This is a genomic window from Rothia sp. HMSC066G07 (genome assembly GCF_001814485.1).
In the GTDB taxonomy this organism is placed as follows: domain Bacteria; phylum Actinomycetota; class Actinomycetes; order Actinomycetales; family Micrococcaceae; genus Rothia.
In genome coordinates, this window is the sequence record NZ_KV816933.1 from 1 (window position 1) to 18,053 (window position 18,053).

At 63.0% G+C, this 18,053-nt stretch carries 14 protein-coding genes; 4 read left to right on the forward strand and 10 right to left on the reverse strand.

What is annotated here, in order from left to right:
* Positions 1–123 precede the first annotated feature (123 nt).
* The 3 genes from dxs to HMPREF2971_RS08325 all read right to left on the reverse strand — a co-directional run bounded on the left by dxs (position 124) and on the right by HMPREF2971_RS08325 (position 6,469).
* Positions 124–2,196, reverse strand: coding sequence for a 1-deoxy-D-xylulose-5-phosphate synthase (dxs, locus tag HMPREF2971_RS08315; RefSeq protein WP_083314101.1), 2,073 nt, complete (start codon positions 2,194–2,196; stop codon positions 124–126).
* Between the two features lie 237 nt (positions 2,197–2,433).
* Positions 2,434–4,071, reverse strand: a complete 1,638-nt coding sequence (locus HMPREF2971_RS08320; protein ID WP_012903711.1) for a class I SAM-dependent RNA methyltransferase — start codon at positions 4,069–4,071, stop codon at positions 2,434–2,436.
* A 241-nt stretch (positions 4,072–4,312) separates the two neighbouring features.
* Positions 4,313–6,469, reverse strand: a complete 2,157-nt coding sequence (locus HMPREF2971_RS08325; protein WP_070692475.1) for an APC family permease — start codon at positions 6,467–6,469, stop codon at positions 4,313–4,315.
* Positions 6,470–6,664: 195 nt separating this feature from the next.
* Between HMPREF2971_RS08325 and HMPREF2971_RS08330 the strand changes: the two genes are divergently transcribed.
* Both HMPREF2971_RS08330 and HMPREF2971_RS08335 read left to right on the forward strand, forming a co-directional pair.
* Positions 6,665–7,531 (forward strand): potassium channel family protein, encoded by an 867-nt coding sequence (locus HMPREF2971_RS08330; RefSeq protein WP_070692478.1) that lies wholly within the window; start codon positions 6,665–6,667, stop codon positions 7,529–7,531.
* Entirely contained in the window at positions 7,532–8,185 is a 654-nt protein-coding gene (locus HMPREF2971_RS08335; protein ID WP_070692481.1) for a potassium channel family protein, read from the forward strand.
* Between the two features lie 113 nt (positions 8,186–8,298).
* Here the strand turns inward: HMPREF2971_RS08335 and HMPREF2971_RS08340 are convergent, their stop codons facing one another.
* The 5 genes from HMPREF2971_RS08340 to HMPREF2971_RS08360 form a co-directional block, all read right to left on the reverse strand.
* Positions 8,299–9,105: a DUF3159 domain-containing protein gene (locus HMPREF2971_RS08340; RefSeq protein ID WP_070692484.1), complete on the reverse strand. Its 807-nt coding sequence runs from the start codon at positions 9,103–9,105 to the stop codon at positions 8,299–8,301.
* Entirely contained in the window at positions 9,095–9,634 is a 540-nt protein-coding gene (locus tag HMPREF2971_RS08345; RefSeq protein ID WP_070484229.1) for an asparaginase, read from the reverse strand. The genes HMPREF2971_RS08340 and HMPREF2971_RS08345 overlap by 11 nt, the downstream gene beginning before the upstream one ends.
* Positions 9,634–10,428: a DUF3710 domain-containing protein gene (locus HMPREF2971_RS08350; protein ID WP_070484226.1), complete on the reverse strand. Its 795-nt coding sequence runs from the start codon at positions 10,426–10,428 to the stop codon at positions 9,634–9,636. The genes HMPREF2971_RS08345 and HMPREF2971_RS08350 overlap by 1 nt, the downstream gene beginning before the upstream one ends.
* A 77-nt stretch (positions 10,429–10,505) precedes the next feature.
* On the reverse strand, positions 10,506–10,952 hold the full coding sequence (gene dut, locus HMPREF2971_RS08355) for a dUTP diphosphatase (RefSeq protein ID WP_049354821.1): 447 nt from the start codon (positions 10,950–10,952) through the stop codon (positions 10,506–10,508).
* A 240-nt stretch (positions 10,953–11,192) separates the two neighbouring features.
* Positions 11,193–11,492, reverse strand: coding sequence for a DUF4193 domain-containing protein (locus HMPREF2971_RS08360; RefSeq protein WP_005506382.1), 300 nt, complete (start codon positions 11,490–11,492; stop codon positions 11,193–11,195).
* A gap of 326 nt (positions 11,493–11,818) precedes the next feature.
* Here HMPREF2971_RS08360 and sepH point away from each other — a divergent pair, with 326 nt between their 5' ends.
* Positions 11,819–12,991 (forward strand): septation protein SepH, encoded by a 1,173-nt coding sequence (gene sepH, locus HMPREF2971_RS08365; protein ID WP_210389025.1) that lies wholly within the window; start codon positions 11,819–11,821, stop codon positions 12,989–12,991.
* Between the two features lie 140 nt (positions 12,992–13,131).
* Here sepH and HMPREF2971_RS08370 read toward each other — a convergent pair whose 3' ends face one another.
* Both HMPREF2971_RS08370 and HMPREF2971_RS08375 read right to left on the reverse strand, forming a co-directional pair.
* On the reverse strand, positions 13,132–14,397 hold the full coding sequence (locus tag HMPREF2971_RS08370) for an alkaline phosphatase family protein (protein ID WP_070666993.1): 1,266 nt from the start codon (positions 14,395–14,397) through the stop codon (positions 13,132–13,134).
* A gap of 115 nt (positions 14,398–14,512) precedes the next feature.
* Positions 14,513–15,106 carry a DUF5998 family protein gene (locus tag HMPREF2971_RS08375; RefSeq protein ID WP_005506389.1) on the reverse strand — a complete coding sequence of 198 codons (594 nt, stop codon included), beginning with the start codon at positions 15,104–15,106 and terminating at the stop codon, positions 14,513–14,515.
* 286 nt (positions 15,107–15,392) lie between these two features.
* Between HMPREF2971_RS08375 and HMPREF2971_RS08380 the strand changes: the two genes are divergently transcribed.
* Positions 15,393–17,918: a DNA gyrase/topoisomerase IV subunit A gene (locus HMPREF2971_RS08380; RefSeq protein WP_070692487.1), complete on the forward strand. Its 2,526-nt coding sequence runs from the start codon at positions 15,393–15,395 to the stop codon at positions 17,916–17,918.
* Positions 17,919–18,053: the final 135 nt, after the last annotated feature.

Genomic DNA, 18,053 nt, shown 5'->3' on the forward strand with positions numbered 1-18,053 from the left:
TCGTTGTCCAAGAAACGGGAGGCAGTTCAGTCGTGATGGGCGGGGCTTCTTGCTGTCTATGGTGCCCACGGCTACTGATGCCTACTATTGCGGCGTGCTCAGGCGGCACTCAGATACGACCGCTTAGCGGGTGTGGCGCGGCTTCTGGCCCTCTTCACGAGCGAACGGAACCTTATCGCCAGCCAGCTGCGCACGCAGGTCCGCGATGATGGTTTCCGCGGTCAGACCGACCTCCTCCAGAATCTGCTCGCGGGAAGCGTGCGGAATGAACTCCGCCGGAAGACCCAGCTCGCTCAGCGCGGTGTCCACGCCAGCCGCACGCATTTCCTGGCGGATGCGCGAACCCACGCCGCCGGAACGCACGCCGTCCTCAATGGTCACCACAATGCGGTGATCGCGAGCCAGCTCAATGACTGAAGACGGCACCGGCATCACCCAGCGCGGGTCAACCACGGTGGACTGGATACCCTCGGCGGCAAGCACCTTGGAAGCTTCCAGAGCCACGCGAGCCATAGCGCCCACGGCAACGAACAGCACGTCACGCTGACCGGTCTCCGGGTGGGGTTCACCGGTGCGTGCCAGCACGTCCACGCCATCGCTGCGGCGCTCCAGGGCGGGAATGTCCTCGCCAACGGAGCCCTTCGGGTAGCGAATCACGGTCGGTGCGTCGTTAATAGCTACAGCCTCACGCAGCTCTTCGCGCAGGGTCGCGCCATCACGCGGAGCCGCCAGGTGCAGACCCGGAATGAACTGCAGCATCGCCAAATCCCACATGCCGTGGTGGCTTGCACCATCCGGGCCGGTAATGCCGGAGCGGTCCAGCACCACGGTCACGCCCGCCTTGTGCAGGGCAACGTCCATGAGCAACTGGTCAAAGCCGCGGTTCAGGAAGGTTGCGTAGAGGGCAACCACCGGGTGCATGCCGCCGTACGCCAGGCCGGCACTCATCGCCACGGCGTGCTGCTCAGCAATACCTACGTCAATAACGCGCTCGGGGTGGCGCTTCTGGAATTCGCGCAGACCCACGGGAATGAGCATCGCGCCGGTAATACCAACGACGTTCTCCTGCTCGTCCGCAATATCTGCAATTTCGCGGCCAAAGACGCCGGTCCACGACTCGGAGGTGCTGGTCGAAACATCCTCACCGGTCAGCGGGTCAATCTGGCCCACCGCGTGGAACTGGTCGTCCTCATTCGCGCGGGCGGGCGCGTAGCCGTGACCCTTCTCGGTAATGGCGTGCACAATCACCGGGCCGGCGTAATTCTTCGCCGCGGTCAGTGCGTTCTCCACAGCCTGCTGGTCGTGGCCGTCAATCGGGCCCACGTACTTCATGCCCAGGTCTTCAAAAATACCCTTGGGCACGACGACGTCCTTAATGCCCGCCTTCATGCCGTGCAGGCCGCGGTACACCATCTGACCGACGGGGCCGCCACGCTGCAGACCGATGCGCACCGCATCCAGTGCGTGGTCGTAGCGGTGATCGAGGCGCACACGATCCACCTGCTGCTGCACACCGTGCTTCAGCTCAGAGAGCTGGTTCGCGAAACCGCCAATGGTCGGCGCGTAGGAGCGGCCGTTATCGTTGACCACAATCACGACCTTGCGGGTGCGGTCGGCAGCAATATTGTTCACAGCCTCCCACGCCATGCCGCCGGTCAGCGCGCCGTCACCAATGAGGACCACGGTGTAGCGGTCATCTTCACCGTTGAGCTTGTGCGCGCGAGAAATACCGTCAGCCCACGAAATCGAGCTGGAGGCGTGCGAAGACGCAATAATGTCATGCTCAGACTCGCCGCGATCCGGGTAGCCCGACAGGCCGCCCTTCTGGCGCAGAGTCTTAAACGCGTGACGGCCGGTCACCAGCTTATGCACATAGGACTGGTGGCCGGTGTCGAAAAGAATGTTGTCCTTGGGAGATTCGAAGACACGGTGAATGCCAAGGGTCAGCTCCACAACGCCCAGGTTCGGGCCCAGGTGACCGCCGGTCGCCGACACATTCGTTACGATGAACTGGCGGATTTCCTTAGAGAGCTCCTCCAGCTGCTCGTAGCTGAGGTTCTGCAGGTCCGCCGGGGACTGAATACCCGGGAGCAACTTGGCAGTGGCACCATCGCCAATGCTGTAGTCGGCGGTGGGTGCGCCACCGGCGGCGCTATTCGGGGTCTCCTCCTGCGGCAATGCGTTTTCAGCGGACATACACCCACACTCCTCAAGGTCGGGGCACGGCTCATTCCGTGCGTTGGTTCTTCAATGATTCTACCGTTTACGATGCCAAAAAGCAGATTTATGCGCCCGCAGAGCAAGACGCACCGGGTTGAGCGAAAACGGCCTGAAATAACCCCTAGTGGGCAGGCTGGTGAACAGCCCAACCCGTCCAACACGGCGATTATTTGCTGCTTTGTTACGGCTACTAGCCTCGCGCTACTCTCCGCACTACTTGGTGCGGCGGCGGCGCGGACGAGGCTTCGCCGGGGCACGCTCAAAAAGCGCAACCGTCTCCACATGATGCGTATTCGGGTACATATCAAACGCCCGAAGCTGCACCATATCCCAACCCAGCTCACGCAAAATACCGGTGTCACGACCCAGGGATGCCGGATCGCACGCCACGTACAGAATACGCTTGGGGTCCAGCGCATCCAGGCGTTCCAAGGTGGTGCGGTTCGCGCCCTCACGGGACGGGTCAAGGACCACCGCATCAATGGCGGGGATTTCGCCAAACTCAAGGGCGGTCTTCAAGTCCACCAGGTGACGTGCCACGTCGCCGCGAATCACCTCAATGCGGGTGTCCGCAGAGTTCTCGGTGCGGGAGCAGCCATCCGGCGCGAAGTTCGAGCGCGCATCCTTATGGGTCACCGGGGAGCCCTCAATGCTGACCACGGTGCCGGTGGCGCCCACGGCGTCCGCGAGCGCGGCGGTGAACAGACCCGCGCCGGCGTACAGGTCGAGGGTGCATTCGCCTTCCTGCGGGCGGAGCATGGTGAGCATGGTTCCGACCATGGTGGAGGGGGCAGCGCGGTGAATCTGCCAGAAGCCGCCGGCGGATACCTGGTAGCTGAATCGGCGGGAGCCGAAGGTGACTTCTTCGGTGACGGAGCGCAGGCCCGCGCCGAGCAGCTGGTCGCCTTCGGGTACGCGGCGGTAGGGGCTGTGGGCGGAACCGGGGCGGCGGCGCTTGGGCTTGCCGTTGGAGGTGGACTGCGGGGTAAAGAACAGCGAAATCTTGCGCTTGGCGAGCAGACCCCAGGCGTCGGATGCCTGCTGTTCGATGTCCTTAGCGACCTCCTCGACGGAGAAGCGCGGGTCGACGATGAACTGCAGCAGGACCCTACCGCGGGAGGAGACGGTCGCCTCGACTTCGCGTACGCCGCGCAGGTTCAGCTGTTCAAGCTGCAGGTTACGCAACTCGGTGGCGGCGAGGGGAAAGTCGACGACCGGTACGGGCTGGGAGGCGCGGTACGGGTGCATGCCGACGCGCCAGGTGACGGCAGGGCTCTTCTTGCCGCCGTTCTGCTCTTCGCTATTGTGCGCGCGGACCTTGGTCACGTTGTAGCGCACGCGGCTACGCCAGGACAGACCCTCGTTGTTATCGCGCAGGGGCAGCTCTTCAACCATGAGGTTGGTCAGCAACGGCGATTCGAGGGGCAGGCCGCCCAGGCGGTTGATTTGGGTGCGGACGATATCGGTCTTGTAGCGTCGCTGCTCATCCAGGTTGATGTGGCCGTACTCCATGCCGCCGAGTAGTTCGGGTACGCCGGTTGCTGCGGCGCGTTCCTCTTCGGTGGCGAGCGCATCCGCCTGAATCCAGGGGTGGGCACGGCGCGCCAGGGAGGGTACGGGTACGGAAATAACGTCCGCGAAGTAGAAGCGGCGCTTGGGGCCGATTGCGGTGATGCGCACTTCAGCCTGTTCGCCGACGATGCCGTGACGCACAAAGATGACGCCCTGTTCGGTGCGCGCTACGAAGGCGCCGCCGTGTGCGGGTGCCTCACAGGTGACGGTGAGGGTCTGCCCGACGCTGTATCCGTCTACTTTTTTGGAGGCGGCAGGCGTGGTAGCAGTGTGAGTCACAGCATTGTCTCCTAAAGAATCACTTAATGTGAACTATTTTACACCGGTTTGTATCTTTATTCCGATTCCGACGCCCCGCTAGGGGTACCGAATAGGGCGTAAAGGGCAAAGTCCAGGCGCTATGCGGGGTGCTCAAGCAAAGTTGCGGGGCAATTGACCGGGCTCGGCACTGGGCAATCATACTGGGCACCAGGCAAATATTTCTGGGCGCTGGGCAGTCATGCTGGGCGCCGGGCGAATATTATGGCTGGCGTTTCTTCTCGCGCGCCACAGCGTCCGCCTCGTGCAGGCGGCCGCGGTACACCGCGTGGCGGTTGCTCTGAATCAGCTCGCGGCCACCACCGGCTGAACGAGTAATCTTCGGGGCGACTGCAGCCGCAGAGCCGTCAGTATCAGCCTCTGCGGTCAGCTCATTGGTAGCCGAGTCCTTACCCTGCAGGCGCTGATCAAAAATCTCATCATACACCTCATCCTCGTGCATCGCCCAGGGCACGGTTGCCGTCATAACGCCTGGCTCATGCAGAAGCGCCTGCTTGAGGCGGCGCACCGTGCGGCGGTGCAGAAGACGCTGCCACCAGTGCTCCACCACGAATTCCGGCAGGTAGACCACCAAAATATCGCGCGGTGACTTCTTGCGGCGGCGGCGAATATACGAGACGACAGCATCCACCGCGTCACGGTACGGCGAGTCAATGACCGACAGCGGCACCGGAATACCGAGGGCGTACCAGCGCTTCTTCACGACCTCCAGGGCGGCCCGGTCGTTGTTGACCGTCAGCGCCTCAATCGTGGAGGGGCGACCGGCACGCGCATAGGAGAGAGCACGAACCACCGGGCGGCGCACACGCTCCACGTACACGATGGCGTGCACACGCGAAGGCAGGGCCGCCACATCCGCAACGGATTCGGCGTTCAGGGGGACGTCCAGGGCGGCATCCACCGCATCGTAGTGGCGGCGAGTCACAACCATACCTCCAACCATCAGGGCAATCATTCCAAGGGAGAGCCACGCACCGGCGGCGAACTTCGTCACCACGACGATGACCAGCACCGCGGCGGTTACGACCACGCCCACCGCAGAGACAGCGATATCACGTAGCAGGGCGCGACGCGGCATCTGTGCGAGAGTAATACGCAGCAGGCGCATGCGGTAGCGCACCACCGCCAGCTGCACCAGCACCATGGACAGGCACATGCCCACGATGTACAGCTGAATCAGCGAGTACACGTCCGAGCCGAAAACGGTGGTGAGGAAAATTGAGAATGCCGACAGCGCCAGCACACCGTTCGCATACAGGCCGCGTGATTCCATGCTGCGGAAGAACACCGGCAGGTACTGGTAATCAGCCAGCGACGAGGCAATCACCGGGAAGCCGGTAAACGCAGTCAGCGAGGCAATAATCAGCACGCCCACCGTGGCAAACACCAGCAGCTGCGCGAAGAACGGAACACCCTGATAAATCGCCAAAGCCACCTGGTACAGCGCCGGCTTCTGGTGGAAGTACTCCCCCGGCGCGTGCCCGTCAATGAACAAGAAACGGGTCGTATCGTGCACCATGTGCACGCGGGTTGCCGCCGCAAAACCGAGCAGGCTCACCAGCAGGACCGAGGTAATCAGGCCCATCATCATCATGGTGACCGCCGCGTTATATTTCTTCGGACGGCGGAAATACTTCACAGAATTAGAGATCGTAGAAACACCCGAGAACGCCACCACACCGGCGGAGAACGAACGCGCCAGAAGCAGCACCAGCGCCAAGCCTTCCAGGGCATGATCGTGGTATTCGGGGGCAATCACGTAGGTCGCCGACTCAGCCAGCGGCAGGGTACCCGTCGCGGCACGAATCCAACCCACAATGAGGGTCGCTCCTAACAGCGCCAAGAAAACGTACAGCGGCCAGTACGCAATCTTGCCCAGCAGCTGCACGCCACGCAGCGCAAACAGCGTCAGCGCGACAATGAGTAGCACAGCAATGTGCGTGCGCCAATCCTGAATCTGCGGATACAACGCCACCAAAAACGAGGACGCCGAAGACATCGACACCGCCACTGTGAGCATATAGTCCATCAGCGAGGAAGCGCCCATCACAATCGACGGCAGCGCACCCAGTTTGCGGTGCACCAGCTGAATATCGCCCTCAGAAGCAATCTGATTAATGTTGTACCGGTACGTGCCAATCACCAGCAGACCCACCATCGCCACCCCCAAACCAATCCAGGGCGAAAAAGCGAGCGCAGAGGCACCCGCGGCGGCAAGGGTCAAAATCATCTGGTCGGCGGCGTAGGCGACCGAGGAGATGCCGTCGGCACCGAAAAGAGGCAGGGCGTAGCGCTTCGGCAGATTGACAGCCGAAAGATTTCGCGTGCTGACCGGCCTGCCGGTCAGGGCGATGCGCATCTTATCCCAACGATTCCTCACGCTGTTAAGGCTATAGGTCGCGGCTTCAAAGCTCAATTTTATTCAGCCGAATAGTGGGCATGGCGAGCGGAATATCACGGAGCATCGGCGCGGAGGCTCACCCGCCCATTACACTGGTAGGGGTAGGCGGTAACGCCTTATCGACACAAAACATCAACACATTCGGAGGGTTGTATGCCTCACTTCGTCATTATGGGTGCCGGGCGCGTGGGCGTCATGTTGGCGCGCACTCTGGAAGCTTCGGGGCATACGGTCGCCGTCATTGACCAGGACGAACGTGCTTTCCAGCCGCTGCGTAAGGGCTTTGAGGGCCGTCTGGTGACCGGTGTTGGCTTCGATGAGGACACCCTCAAGCGTGCCGGTATCACCGAGGCGTACGCTTTTGCCGCCGTCTCTTCGGGCGATAACTCGAATATTATTGCCGCCCGTGTGGCACGCGAAATGTTCAAGGTGAAGAACGTTGTGGCGCGTGTGTACGACCCGAACCGCGCCGAGTTCTTCCAGCGCATGGGCATTCCCACGGTCGCTTCGGTGCGCTGGTCCACCGACCAGGTGCTGCGCCGCCTGCTACCTGAGCAGGCGCTCAAGGGTGATTTCCGTGAACCCTCGGGCCGCCTCATGCTCACCGAGATTCCGCTCGACGACGGCTGGGCGGGTCACGCCCTGACCAGTATCGAACGTGCCGCCGGGGTACGCATCGCCTACATCACCCGCTTTGGTGAGGGCATGCTCCCCCGCCCAGACAGCGCCTACCAGCAGGGCGATAGCGTGCACGTCATGATGCGCACCGACGACGTTGCGGACGTAACCCGTATTCTCTCCCGCCCGCCGCGCGTTGAAGACGAAGAAGTGGAGGTGGACTATGCCCCCGCCTCGGGCCACCGCAAGCACCCCCACGCCCCGAAGAAACCCGCCGAGCAGAAGCACAACGACGGCCCCGTTGTCGAGCATGAGTTCCACCTCGGTGACACTCCCCCGGAGCTGCCCGACCCCCTCGAACTCATCGGCCGCCATCGTGATTCCTCGAAAGGTGAGAAGTAAGTGAAGGTCCTCATTGTTGGTGCTGGCTCCGTGGGTGCCTCCATCGCTAAAGAGCTCATGATGAACGGCCACGACGTGACCATCATCGACTCCAAGCCCGAAGTCAAGAAACGCGCCGATCTGCCCGGTGTGCGCTGGCATATTGGTGACGCCTGCGAACTGTCCGTGCTGCGCCAGGTGCACCCGAACAAGGCGGACGTGGTCGTCGCCGCAACCGGTGACGACAAGGCAAACCTGATGGTCTCCCTGCTGGTGCGCAGTGAGTTTGGTGTGCCGCGCACCGTGGCGCGCGTGAACAACCCGCGTAATGAGTGGCTCTTTGACGACTCCTGGGGTGTGGACGTTGCGGTGTCTACCCCGCGTCTAATGACCGCCCTCGTCGAGGAAGCCGTGGAAGTCGGTGATGTGGTGCGCCTGCTGACCCTGCAGGCAGGCGGCGCGACCCTCGCCGAGTACACCGTGCCGGATGACCACCCCGTCATTGGTTACCGCGTGGACCACGTGCAGTGGCCCGCCGACACGGTACTCACCGCGATCCTGCGTGACGGGACCCCCATCCCGCCCAGTGCCGACGTGGCGATTGAGAGCGGCGACGAGCTGTTCTTCATCACGACCATTGCCGGTGAGGACCAGATCCGCGCACTGTTTGCATAGCACTGTTCGCATAGCGTTTATACGTAAGTTTTTGAGGAGGCGAAAGCCCCGGTCACGGGTACCGGGGCTTTCGCGTACTTCTACGAAGTTCTTCTATGTATGAAGTTGTGGAGTTAGCGGCTTTCTGAACCGTCAACTTCGGCAGCTTCGGAAGCTTCGGCAGTTTCGACAGCCTCGGGGTCCTCGCTCACCGGTGCCTCCTCGGGAGCCGACACACGCCACGCCAGCCACACACCCAAAGCGTACAGCGGCAGACCCATAATCAGGCGGGTCGCCCCCAGCGCCTCCACATTATTCGCAAAATACAGGGGCACCTGCACGGCAAGGCGCAGCATCATCAGCACGGTAATAATCCAGGTCGCCAGCATGTACTGGCGCAGGCGCACCGGGTTCTGGCGCCAGCTCAGCGCCTCACCGCGAATGACCGCAAAAATCAGGCCCGTAATCGGCCAACGCACCAGCATCGACAGCAGGTACGCCAGGATGTACACGCCGTTCGTCCAGAAGCCCACCACAAAGTAGTCGCTCGCATTACCGGTACGGTACGCCGCAAACGCACAAATTGCCACGCCCACCAGACCGGTCAGCGCGCTCACCAGCTTAGAGCCCTGCACCAGGCGAATCAGCGTGAACACGCCCGCCGCAGCCAGCGCCGCAATCAGGGACAGGTTCAGTTCCTTCGTCACGGTGAACAACACCAGGAACGCCACAGCGGGCAGGGAGGATTCCACCAGGCCGCGCCAGCCGCCGATAGCGTGCAGAATATCCACATCGCCGTTGGCGGTGCGGCGCATATTCGCACCCATGGAGGCGCTCAGGCTCTGCGCCAGCTGATTTTCCTCCCGCGCCGGGTCATCAGCCGGGCTAGTTGCGGGGTTAGCGTTCGGATCGGGCTGGGTCGAAGACTGCTCAGCGCTCATGTTTTCCCTTCTCAGCAAAGAATTGCGGCACGATCTCATAGCGCGGGTTATAAATCACCGGCTGATGAGCCCTCACCGACACCACACCGGAACAGCGCAGCAAGGCACCGGCAAGCACGCCGGGCACCATCCGCTGCCCCTGCCACTTCAGCAGCACCCTATCGCCCGGGTTGAACGGCGCATACGGTGGGAAAGACACCTCGTGAGGCTCCTGCACCGCCACAGTCGCCAAAGATGCCGTGTTCAAATGGTGCTGCTTCTCGAGGTCCTCGGACTCCTCCTCGAAATCCTCACCGGGCGGCTCCACAATCGGCATACCAATCAGCGCCAGCGGGCTCGACCACTGCAGGGGCTTCGACTTAGCCACCACCAGCTCGGCACGGTACATCGGCTTATCCTGCAGCGCAGGCAGCCATACCTGCTCCACGCGTCCGGCAAGGCGTACGCGAAAGCGCTCGGGGTACCCGGGAGCAAGAATCTGCTTCTCAGGAACCGCAAGCGCACTCGAGTAGTTCGAGAACTCAGGCATTAGCCAATCTCGGTAATCTCAGGGCCGCGGCGAGGCATCGGGCGCAGCTTGCTGTGCTCGTTCTCGGTTTCTTCCTCCACGGCGGGCTCTTCCTCAGCCGCAACGACCAGGTCGGCGGGCAGAGTCATGGGCAGCAGCTCGCGCGGCGGGCGCGGCTCGTCGCCACGGTCCACCACGACAGTGCGGAAGACTTCCTCCACGGAGGCGGCAGCCTTATCGTCACCGAGCACAGCCGCGCCAGAGATGACGCCGCGCAGGAACCAGCGGGGGCCGTCCACACCCACGAAACGGGCGATGCGCTCACCGGGCTGACCGTCCGGGGTGACGGCGGGCAGGCGGGTCAGCATCTCGGCGCCGAATACGCCGGCGTAGATTTCGACGATGCCGCCCTGCGATGCGACGGACTCGGTCAGATCGTGACGGATATCGTCCCAGATGCCGGTGGTGCGCGGTGCGGCGAATGCCTGCACCTGCAGGGTTGCGCCGTCGCGGGTGATGGTTGCGGCGATAACCGCGCCGGTTGCGTCGTCAGTTTCGAGGCGCAGGTTCATGCCGTCGAGCAACTTGATGCGCAGCGCACCCAGGTCGACGTAGTCTTCGAGGTCTTCGGCGGTGACTTCTTCAATATCGTGCGGGCCGTTGACGCGGTCGTACTTGATGACCTCGGGAGAGTTCTCCTCTTCCTTCAGCTCCTCAACTTCGACGTTGGTCTCCTCAATCTCTTCGGCGACAGCCTTGTCGATGGCGGCCTTTTCAGCCTCCTCGGCGTGCTTCTTTTTACCAAATCCGAACATGGTATTCCTACTTTCACCGCACGCAGGGTGCGGGGGTTTCTTCTCTTCTCTCGTGCGGTTTTCGCGGTGAGAGCAGACTAGTGGATTCCGCTGGAACCGAAGCCGCTGGAGCCGCGTTCGGTCTGATCCAGTTCGTCCACCACGGTAAAGGTTGCGTGCTCGTACTTCTGAATGATCAGCTGGGCGATACGGTCGCCGCGCTGCACGTGGAAGGACTTGGTCTTGTCAGTGTTGAGCAGGGTGACCATCAGCTCGCCGCGGTAGCCGGAATCAACGGTGCCGGGTGCGTTCACAATGGTGATACCGTTCTTGGTTGCCAGGCCGGAGCGCGGGTGCACCAGGCCAACGTAACCTTCGGGCAGGGCGATTGCCACGCCGGTGGGTACGAGGGCGCGTTCGCCCGGTTCCAGTTCGAAGTCGATACGGGAGCGCAGGTCAGCGCCGGCGTCGCCGGGCTTTGCGTAGGCGGGTGCGGGCAGCTCGGGGTCGAGCAGCTTAATGTGGACGTTTACGGGGGTCATCATGGTCAATACTCTAACCTTTCGCGGGTGTCTGTGCCATCACCTCGCGCTGTGTTGAGGCTCTACTGCGGGGTGTTTTCGTTGCGTGTTCGCGTTCAGCGCGTGCCGCGGCGTGCCGTGTTGGGTGCGACGCGGCGCTGTTCTTGCGTGCGCGGCTTTCACATACTCAACGGGGCGGGTGCACTCGGCACTCGCCCCGTCATGAGGTGTATGTCGGGTGGGTGTTAGCCCTTCCCTAAAGTTTTAGCCCTCGCACTCGATGCAGTAGGACAGGCCGCCCTCTTCGCGTGCAATCTGCGAGCGGTGGCGCACCAGGAAGCAGGATGCGCAGGTGAACTCGTCGTCCTGAGCGGGCAGAACAACAACGTTCAGCTCCTCGTTGGAGAGGTCAGCACCGGGCAGCTCGAAGCTTTCTGCTGCGCTGTTTTCGTCTTCGTCCACCGCACCGGACTGCATCTCGGAACGGCGGGCGTTCAGCTCCTCGTAGGACTCTTCGTTCTGCTCTTCGTCCTGCTTGCGAGGTGCATCGTAATCAGTTGCCAAACTTTCACGCTCCGTTGGTTCTGTGGCTGTGTGTTGAACTAGGCCACGCTGGTTTAATGAGTGCTCTAGGTGCCGCTGGTGAGGATTTAACCCCGACGGCATGCCAGGTATTGTTCACCATTGGCACCCTATTTGTCTAATCCTGGGTAGGCTTTGGACGGTTTAGGCGTCACATTCTAGCTTTTTCGGTCCGAAAAGTACATCTTTTTTTGGGGAAAATCCCGCCTCCGCTACTGATTTACCGCGCTTTCACGGTACCCTGGAAGGTAGTTTGCGTTCCGTGCAACACATTCACGAACGCGTCCGGTTCACCTATGGAGGTTCTCATGCTTGAACTGCGTCTGATTGGCGTTCACGATGACGGCGAAAATCTGGTGCTTGAGTCTGCTGACGGCACCCGCTTCTTGCTGCCGATTGACGCGAACCTGCGCACGAGCATCACCAAGGCTCGCCGTATTCAGCCCGCCCGCGGTCTGGGCGCTAAGGGCACCTACGGTCCGCGCGATATTCAGACCCGTTTCCGTCAGGGTGCCTCCGTTGAGGAAATCGCTGAAGAGTCCGGTTGGGAGCCGGAGCGCGTGCGCCGCTACGAGTGGCCGATCGTTGCTGAGCGTGCCCACATTATTCGTGCCGCTCAGAGCGTGAAGATTGGTCGCCGCAGCTCCGCTTCGGGTACCGCACAGATTCCCGTGACCCTGAGCGCCCGCATTGAGGAAGTCTCCGAGCGTTACGGTTTTGAGGACGCAACCCAGGACTGGACCACCCGCCAGCAGGAGAACGGCCAGTGGCGCGTTGAGGTTGATATTGCGCTGAAGGATTCGGTGCGTCAGAACCTGCCCGCGCAGGTCGTCTTCCCCGCACGTTGGGTGTACAACCCGGCAAACCAGGGCCTGTACGCTTCGAATGAGGCGGCGTACTTCCTGATGGGCAATAGTGAGGACGCTGTTGCCGCCGCCGCGAAGAAGGCTCCCGTGGAGGTTCCTCCCGCCCGCCTGCCGAAGGCACCCGAGCCCGCACCGGCACCCCTTACTTCCTCTGAGAGCGCTGATGAGCGTAAGCTCAAGGAGCTTTTGGAGCGCGCCCGCTCGGTGCGCCCGGCGCAGGTTGAGGAGCCCGAGGTGTTCGTGCACCGCGAGTCCGCTCAGCCCGCTGAGGCACCCGAAGCTGCTGCACCGGCAGAAGCTCCGAAGGCTGAAGAACCCGCACCGGTTGCAGAGCCTGCGGCACCCGCAGCACCCGCTACTGAAGCGCCCGCCGAGGCTGCATCTGCCCGCGGCCCGCTGACCGGTGCACCCGCCGCACACACCCCCGCGGCGCATCCGGCACCGGAAGATTACAGCGAGCACGCACCCGCCGAAGAGCCTGCTGAAGCACCGGCTGAATCCGCACCCGCAGAAGCTGCTGAAGCTCCCGCATCGGAGAAGCCCAAGTCTTCCTCGAAGAAGCAGCGCGTGAGCGTTCCCGCTTGGGACGACATCATCTTCGGCGGCCGCAAGTAAGCGACCGCCCTCGCGCCGCCCGATAGAGGCATCAAGACGAGAGCATCTAGACATACGAAAGCCGCCGGTTATTCGCGTGAATAACCGGCGGCTTTTCTATCTTCTCAGCCTGTATCCGCTGAGCGGGGCTCTTCCGAATCTTAGAAGGTCTTGAGCATGCGCAACGGCACCAGACGCTCAGCGTCCGTGAGCGAACCGTGCTGACCAACCATGTGCAGGGCACGCTCCTGGTAGTGGCGCATATCGTACAGCGCCCAGTCATCGCGAGCGCACACCATCAGGTCGCCAATACGGCCGCGCGCCGCATCCGTGATGACCGGGCCGAAGTAGCCGGCACGCATCAGCTCGCGAGAGTCAATCACCCAGGCGCGCTCGCCCCAGTACTGCGCCCAACGCTGAGCGGTGGCGGTGCGTGCCGCCTCCGAGGTGTCTTCGAGGTACAGGTGCACGGCGCGCGGTTCACCGGCGGTCATGGCGATATTGCGGGTCAGCTCCTCCACGCCAGAGTAGTCGATGCGCTGATGCTCGGGCACGTTCACCATGCCGTGATCGGCGGTCACGAAGAGTGCCGCCCACGCCGGGGCGCGCTCCGCCAGACGCTTCAGCGCCGAGTTCAGTTCCTCCAGCTGCTGTAGCCATTCGTCGCTGCCCACGCCGTAGCGGTGGCCCGCCGCGTCAATCTCGCCCCAGTACAGGTACACGGTGGTGGGGGTGCGACTGGAGAGCGCCTCCAGGGCGTAGGTGACGCGGGCGTTGTAGCCGACGGCGTCCACGAAGTCGCCGCCGCGTAGCGCCGCCTCCGTCAGGCCGGTACCGCGGTACTTACCCAGCGAAATGGTGAGCACGCGGCGGTTCGTATGGTGGCGTTCCAGCACGGTCGGCAGCGGCTGCCAGGCGTGCGGGTCCACCGACTGATCCCAGCCGGACAGGTGGTTCATGACCGAGCCCACTCCCCCATTACCTGCCGGGTTACGCACCTCGTAGCCGGCAATGCCGTGCGCGCCGGGTGCCGTGCCGGTGCCCAGCGAGGTCAGGGAGGCGGCGGTCGTGGTGGGGAACGCGGCGTCCAGCGGGCCCAGGTTCAGGGTCTTACGCAGGGCGGGCGCGTAGCCGCCGTAGCTGTTGAGCAGCTGCTCGCCCAGGCCGTCCACCATGATCACGCAGGCGTGGCGGAACGACGCCGGATCAACGTCCTGCTCCGCGAGGCGGCCGGCAAGGTTCAGCGGGTCGGCAACAGAGTTGAACGCCGGGTCGGAATCTAGCGCGTGCGCGGGGCGCGCCAGGCTTCGCTGAGCCACCAGAGAGGAGGCGGACTCCAGCACATCGGCAATGCTATTGCTGCCGTAGGCGGGCGCGGGAGGCAACGGCGCGCCCAGAACATCGTGCAGGGTGGTCTGTACCGTCATAAGGTCCTCTCAGGGGTGTGGCGGGTGTGTGAAAGTACGGGGCGCCGCGAGGGATTTATACTGTGCGGGCTGTTATTGTGCGGCGAGCGCTACCACCGGTGCTTATCGGTGGTGCTTATCGGCGGGTTGCGTACATGCGGGCACGGTGCAGAGCACGGGCAAAATGCTGCGCACGCTGAACCGACTCCGGGCCGTCAGCGGTCGCAGAAACACGCACCGCAATATCCTCACGGCGCGCATCGCCCGTGAAGCCGTGGTCGGCATTGCACTGCGGATCCTGGCAACCGGCAGGAGCCAACTCCATGTGCAGCGAACCGGTCCACGCAATCTGGAAGGAAATCTCAGTCGGGGCGGTGCTACCGGCGTTGTACGCCTGCGGCTGGCTGAAACCATAGCTGATGGTGACCGCGTTCAGGGCGCTCAGGTGCACCGCCTCCACGCTCACATGCGCCACGGTGCCCTGCGCGTCACCTTCAAGGTGCTGGTCGTCCAGGTGCGCAAAGATGACGTGCTCGCCGCAGAGCACCATCACGGTGATGTGGCGGTGAAAATCATCGCGGGAGAAGTGGGTTTCATGCTGTACGAAGTGCGCGTCCGGGTTCATGCCCGCCAGCGCGTCATCCACCACTTCCAGCACGAGGTCGGGGTAGAAACCGGCATGCTTAATGTCTGCGACCAGTTGCTCGCGTTCGGGGGTGGTGGCGTACATCGTACCTCTTTCGTGCGGTGCCCTCATGAGGCGACGTCGGTCGGCGCACACGATGAAGGCGGTTAGGTATTACTCCCCTCTACCTTAGAGGGTTCCAGCCGGGCTGTGCTACTTGACCACGCTAATACAGGCTCATATGACGGTGTGCAATCCCCCGGTATGCTTCGGTTACTGCCCCGCAACCGCCTTGGCGCACCCCACAGATGACGCCGACCAACCAGCCCGTCTCATCCGCTACCACCCGCTAAAATAGGAGGAGCGAAAACACACCGACACGAGGAGATATATGGCTCGCCGATCCAAATCCGCCGTCAGCGACTACCCGGTGGATGTGGTAGAGAATATCGTCGACATCGACGTATCCGCCGAGATGGAAACCAGCTTCCTGGAATACTCCTACTCGGTGATTTATTCGCGCGCCCTCCCCGATGCCCGCGACGGCCTCAAGCCCGTGCAGCGCCGCATCCTCTACATGATGCAGCAGATGGGTCTGCGCCCCGATAAGGGCCACGTCAAGAGCGCCCGCGTGACCGGTGAGGTCATGGGTAAGCTCCACCCGCACGGCGACGCCGCCATCTACGACGCGATGGTGCGCCTCGCTCAGCCCTTCGCGCTGCGTCTGCCCCTCGTGGACGGTCACGGTAACTTCGGCTCCCTCGACGACGGCCCGGCAGCCGCCCGATACACCGAGGCGCGCATGGCACCCGCCGCGCAGGCGCTCACCGCGGACCTCGAAGAAGACGTGGTCGACTTCGTACCGAACTACGACAACCAGTTCATGCAGCCTTCCGTGCTGCCCGCCGCGTTCCCGAATCTGCTCGTCAACGGCACTACCGGCATCGCGGTCGGTATGGCAACCAATATGGCGCCGCACAACCTGCGCGAGGTCATCGCCGGTACCTGCCACCTCATCGCGCACCCCGAGGCGACCCTCAAAGACATCATGAAGTTCATTCCCGGCCCCGACCTGCCCACCGGCGGCACCATCGTGGGTCTGAGCGGAATCCGTGACGCCTACGAAACCGGCCGCGGCACCTTCAAGACCCGTGCGAAGGTCTCCATCGAGCAGATCAGCCCCCGCAAGCAGGGCATTGTCGTCACCGAACTGCCGTACATGGTCGGCCCCGAAAAGGTCATCGAAAAGATCAAGGACGGCGTCAACTCCAAGAAGCTCACCGGCATCTCCGACGTGGTCGACCTGACCGACCGCACCAACGGTCTGCGCCTGGTCATCGAGATTAAGAACGGCTTCAACCCCGAGGCGGTGCTCGCCGCCCTCTACAAGCACACTCCGCTTGAGGATTCCTTCGGCATCAACAACGTGGCGCTCGTGGACGGTCAGCCGCAGACCCTCGGCCTGCTCGACCTGATGCGCGTGTACATTGACCACCGCCTGAACGTGGTCCGCCGCCGCACCGAATTCCGCCTGGGCAAGCGCACCGACCGCCTGCACCTGGTCGAGGGCCTGCTCGTGGCGATTCTCGACATTGACGAGGTCATCCAGATCATCCGTGAGTCTGACGAGACCGCTCAGGCACGCGAAAAGCTGAAGGTCGTCTTCGATCTGACCGACACCCAGGCGAACCATATCCTGGAGCTGCGCCTGCGCCAGCTCACCAAGTACTCCCGCCTGGAACTCGAGGCAGAACGCGACACCCTGCAGCAGGAAATTGCGGAATTGCAGCGTATCCTCGGCTCCGATGCGGCACTGCGCGAACTGGTCTCCGACGAGCTCGCCGAGGTTGCCGAACGCTACGGCACCGACCGCCGCACCCAGCTCAAAACCAAGGACGACATGCAGGTCGCCATTGAGGCGGTCACCGCGCAGTCCAAGGCGAAGAAGAGCCTGGGCCTCGCCCTCGAAATCGCGGACGATCCCTGCTGGGTTCTGCTCTCCGCCTCCGGCATGATGGGACGCACCCCCGGCAAGCCCATCCGCGAGGCGCTCGTGGATCCCGGCAAGCGCTTCAAGCACGACGTGTTCACCTCGATTGTGCCGACCACCGCGCGCGGCGAGATTGGTGCCGTCACCTCCGCAGGACGTATGGTGCGCCTGTCCGTCATGGACATTGCGGTGCTGGACGAGAACGGCGGCACCCCCTCCATGGCGTCGGCGGTGAAGGCCGCCGAGCTGGTTCAGCTCGCCAAGGGTGAGAAGCTGGTCGCCCTCGTACCGCTGAACACGGTGCTGGCACTGGCAACCGCGGGCGGCGTGATCAAGCGCCTCAACCCGGATTACCCGCTGAACCAGACCGAGTGGGACATCATGAAGCTCAAGGACGACGACGAAATCGTAGCCGCCGCCCCCTGCCCCACCGATGATATGGTGCTCACCTTCGTCACTCGCGACGCGAAGCTACTGACCTTCGACGCGGCAAAGGTCCGCCCGCAGGGACGCACCGGCGGCGGTATCGCAGGCATCAAGCTTGCCGACGGTGACCGCCTCATCGCCCTGGGCGTGACCGCGCCCGGCGACGCGGCGGAGGTCGTGACCGTCACCAACGGCAAGGACGGCCTGGCGAGCGCCAAGGTCACCGCCCTGAGCGAGTACCCGCAGAAGGGCCGCGCGACCGGCGGCGTGCGTGCGCACCGATTCCTCACCGGTGAGAGCCAGCTGGCTCTGGCGTGGGTGGGCGTGGGCCCGGCGAAGGCGGCGTCCACCGGCGGTGTGGCTCGTTCCCTGCCGACTGAGCACGGTGCCCGTGATGGTTCCGGTGTGATGCTCACTCAGAGCATCGGCATTGTGGGCCCGAACTATGCGGCTGTTTCTGCTGCGATGGCGGTTAGCCCGGAGGGTGAAAAGCTCTTCTAGGCGCGCCGTTCACGGCCTTTTGACCTTAGGTTGTTAACGAAGCCGGGGGTGAAGACACGTTGTGTGTGTCTTCACCCCCGGCTTTTATGTGGTGTACCTTAAGTAACACAGCACACATTCATTGACGCATTATTC

Coding starts and splice junctions, on each gene's coding strand:
- dxs (WP_083314101.1), bottom strand. CDS start 2,196: ATGTCCGCTGAAAACGCATTGCCGCAGGAGGAGACCCCGAATAGCGCC.
- HMPREF2971_RS08325 (WP_070692475.1), bottom strand. CDS start 6,469: ATGCGCATCGCCCTGACCGGCAGGCCGGTCAGCACGCGAAATCTTTCG.
- HMPREF2971_RS08330 (WP_070692478.1), top strand. CDS start 6,665: ATGCCTCACTTCGTCATTATGGGTGCCGGGCGCGTGGGCGTCATGTTG.
- HMPREF2971_RS08340 (WP_070692484.1), bottom strand. CDS start 9,105: ATGAGCGCTGAGCAGTCTTCGACCCAGCCCGATCCGAACGCTAACCCC.
- HMPREF2971_RS08345 (WP_070484229.1), bottom strand. CDS start 9,634: ATGCCTGAGTTCTCGAACTACTCGAGTGCGCTTGCGGTTCCTGAGAAG.
- HMPREF2971_RS08350 (WP_070484226.1), bottom strand. CDS start 10,428: ATGTTCGGATTTGGTAAAAAGAAGCACGCCGAGGAGGCTGAAAAGGCC.
- dut (WP_049354821.1), bottom strand. CDS start 10,952: ATGATGACCCCCGTAAACGTCCACATTAAGCTGCTCGACCCCGAGCTG.
- sepH (WP_210389025.1), top strand. CDS start 11,819: ATGCTTGAACTGCGTCTGATTGGCGTTCACGATGACGGCGAAAATCTG.
- HMPREF2971_RS08370 (WP_070666993.1), bottom strand. CDS start 14,397: ATGACGGTACAGACCACCCTGCACGATGTTCTGGGCGCGCCGTTGCCT.
- HMPREF2971_RS08375 (WP_005506389.1), bottom strand. CDS start 15,106: ATGTACGCCACCACCCCCGAACGCGAGCAACTGGTCGCAGACATTAAG.
- HMPREF2971_RS08380 (WP_070692487.1), top strand. CDS start 15,393: ATGGCTCGCCGATCCAAATCCGCCGTCAGCGACTACCCGGTGGATGTG.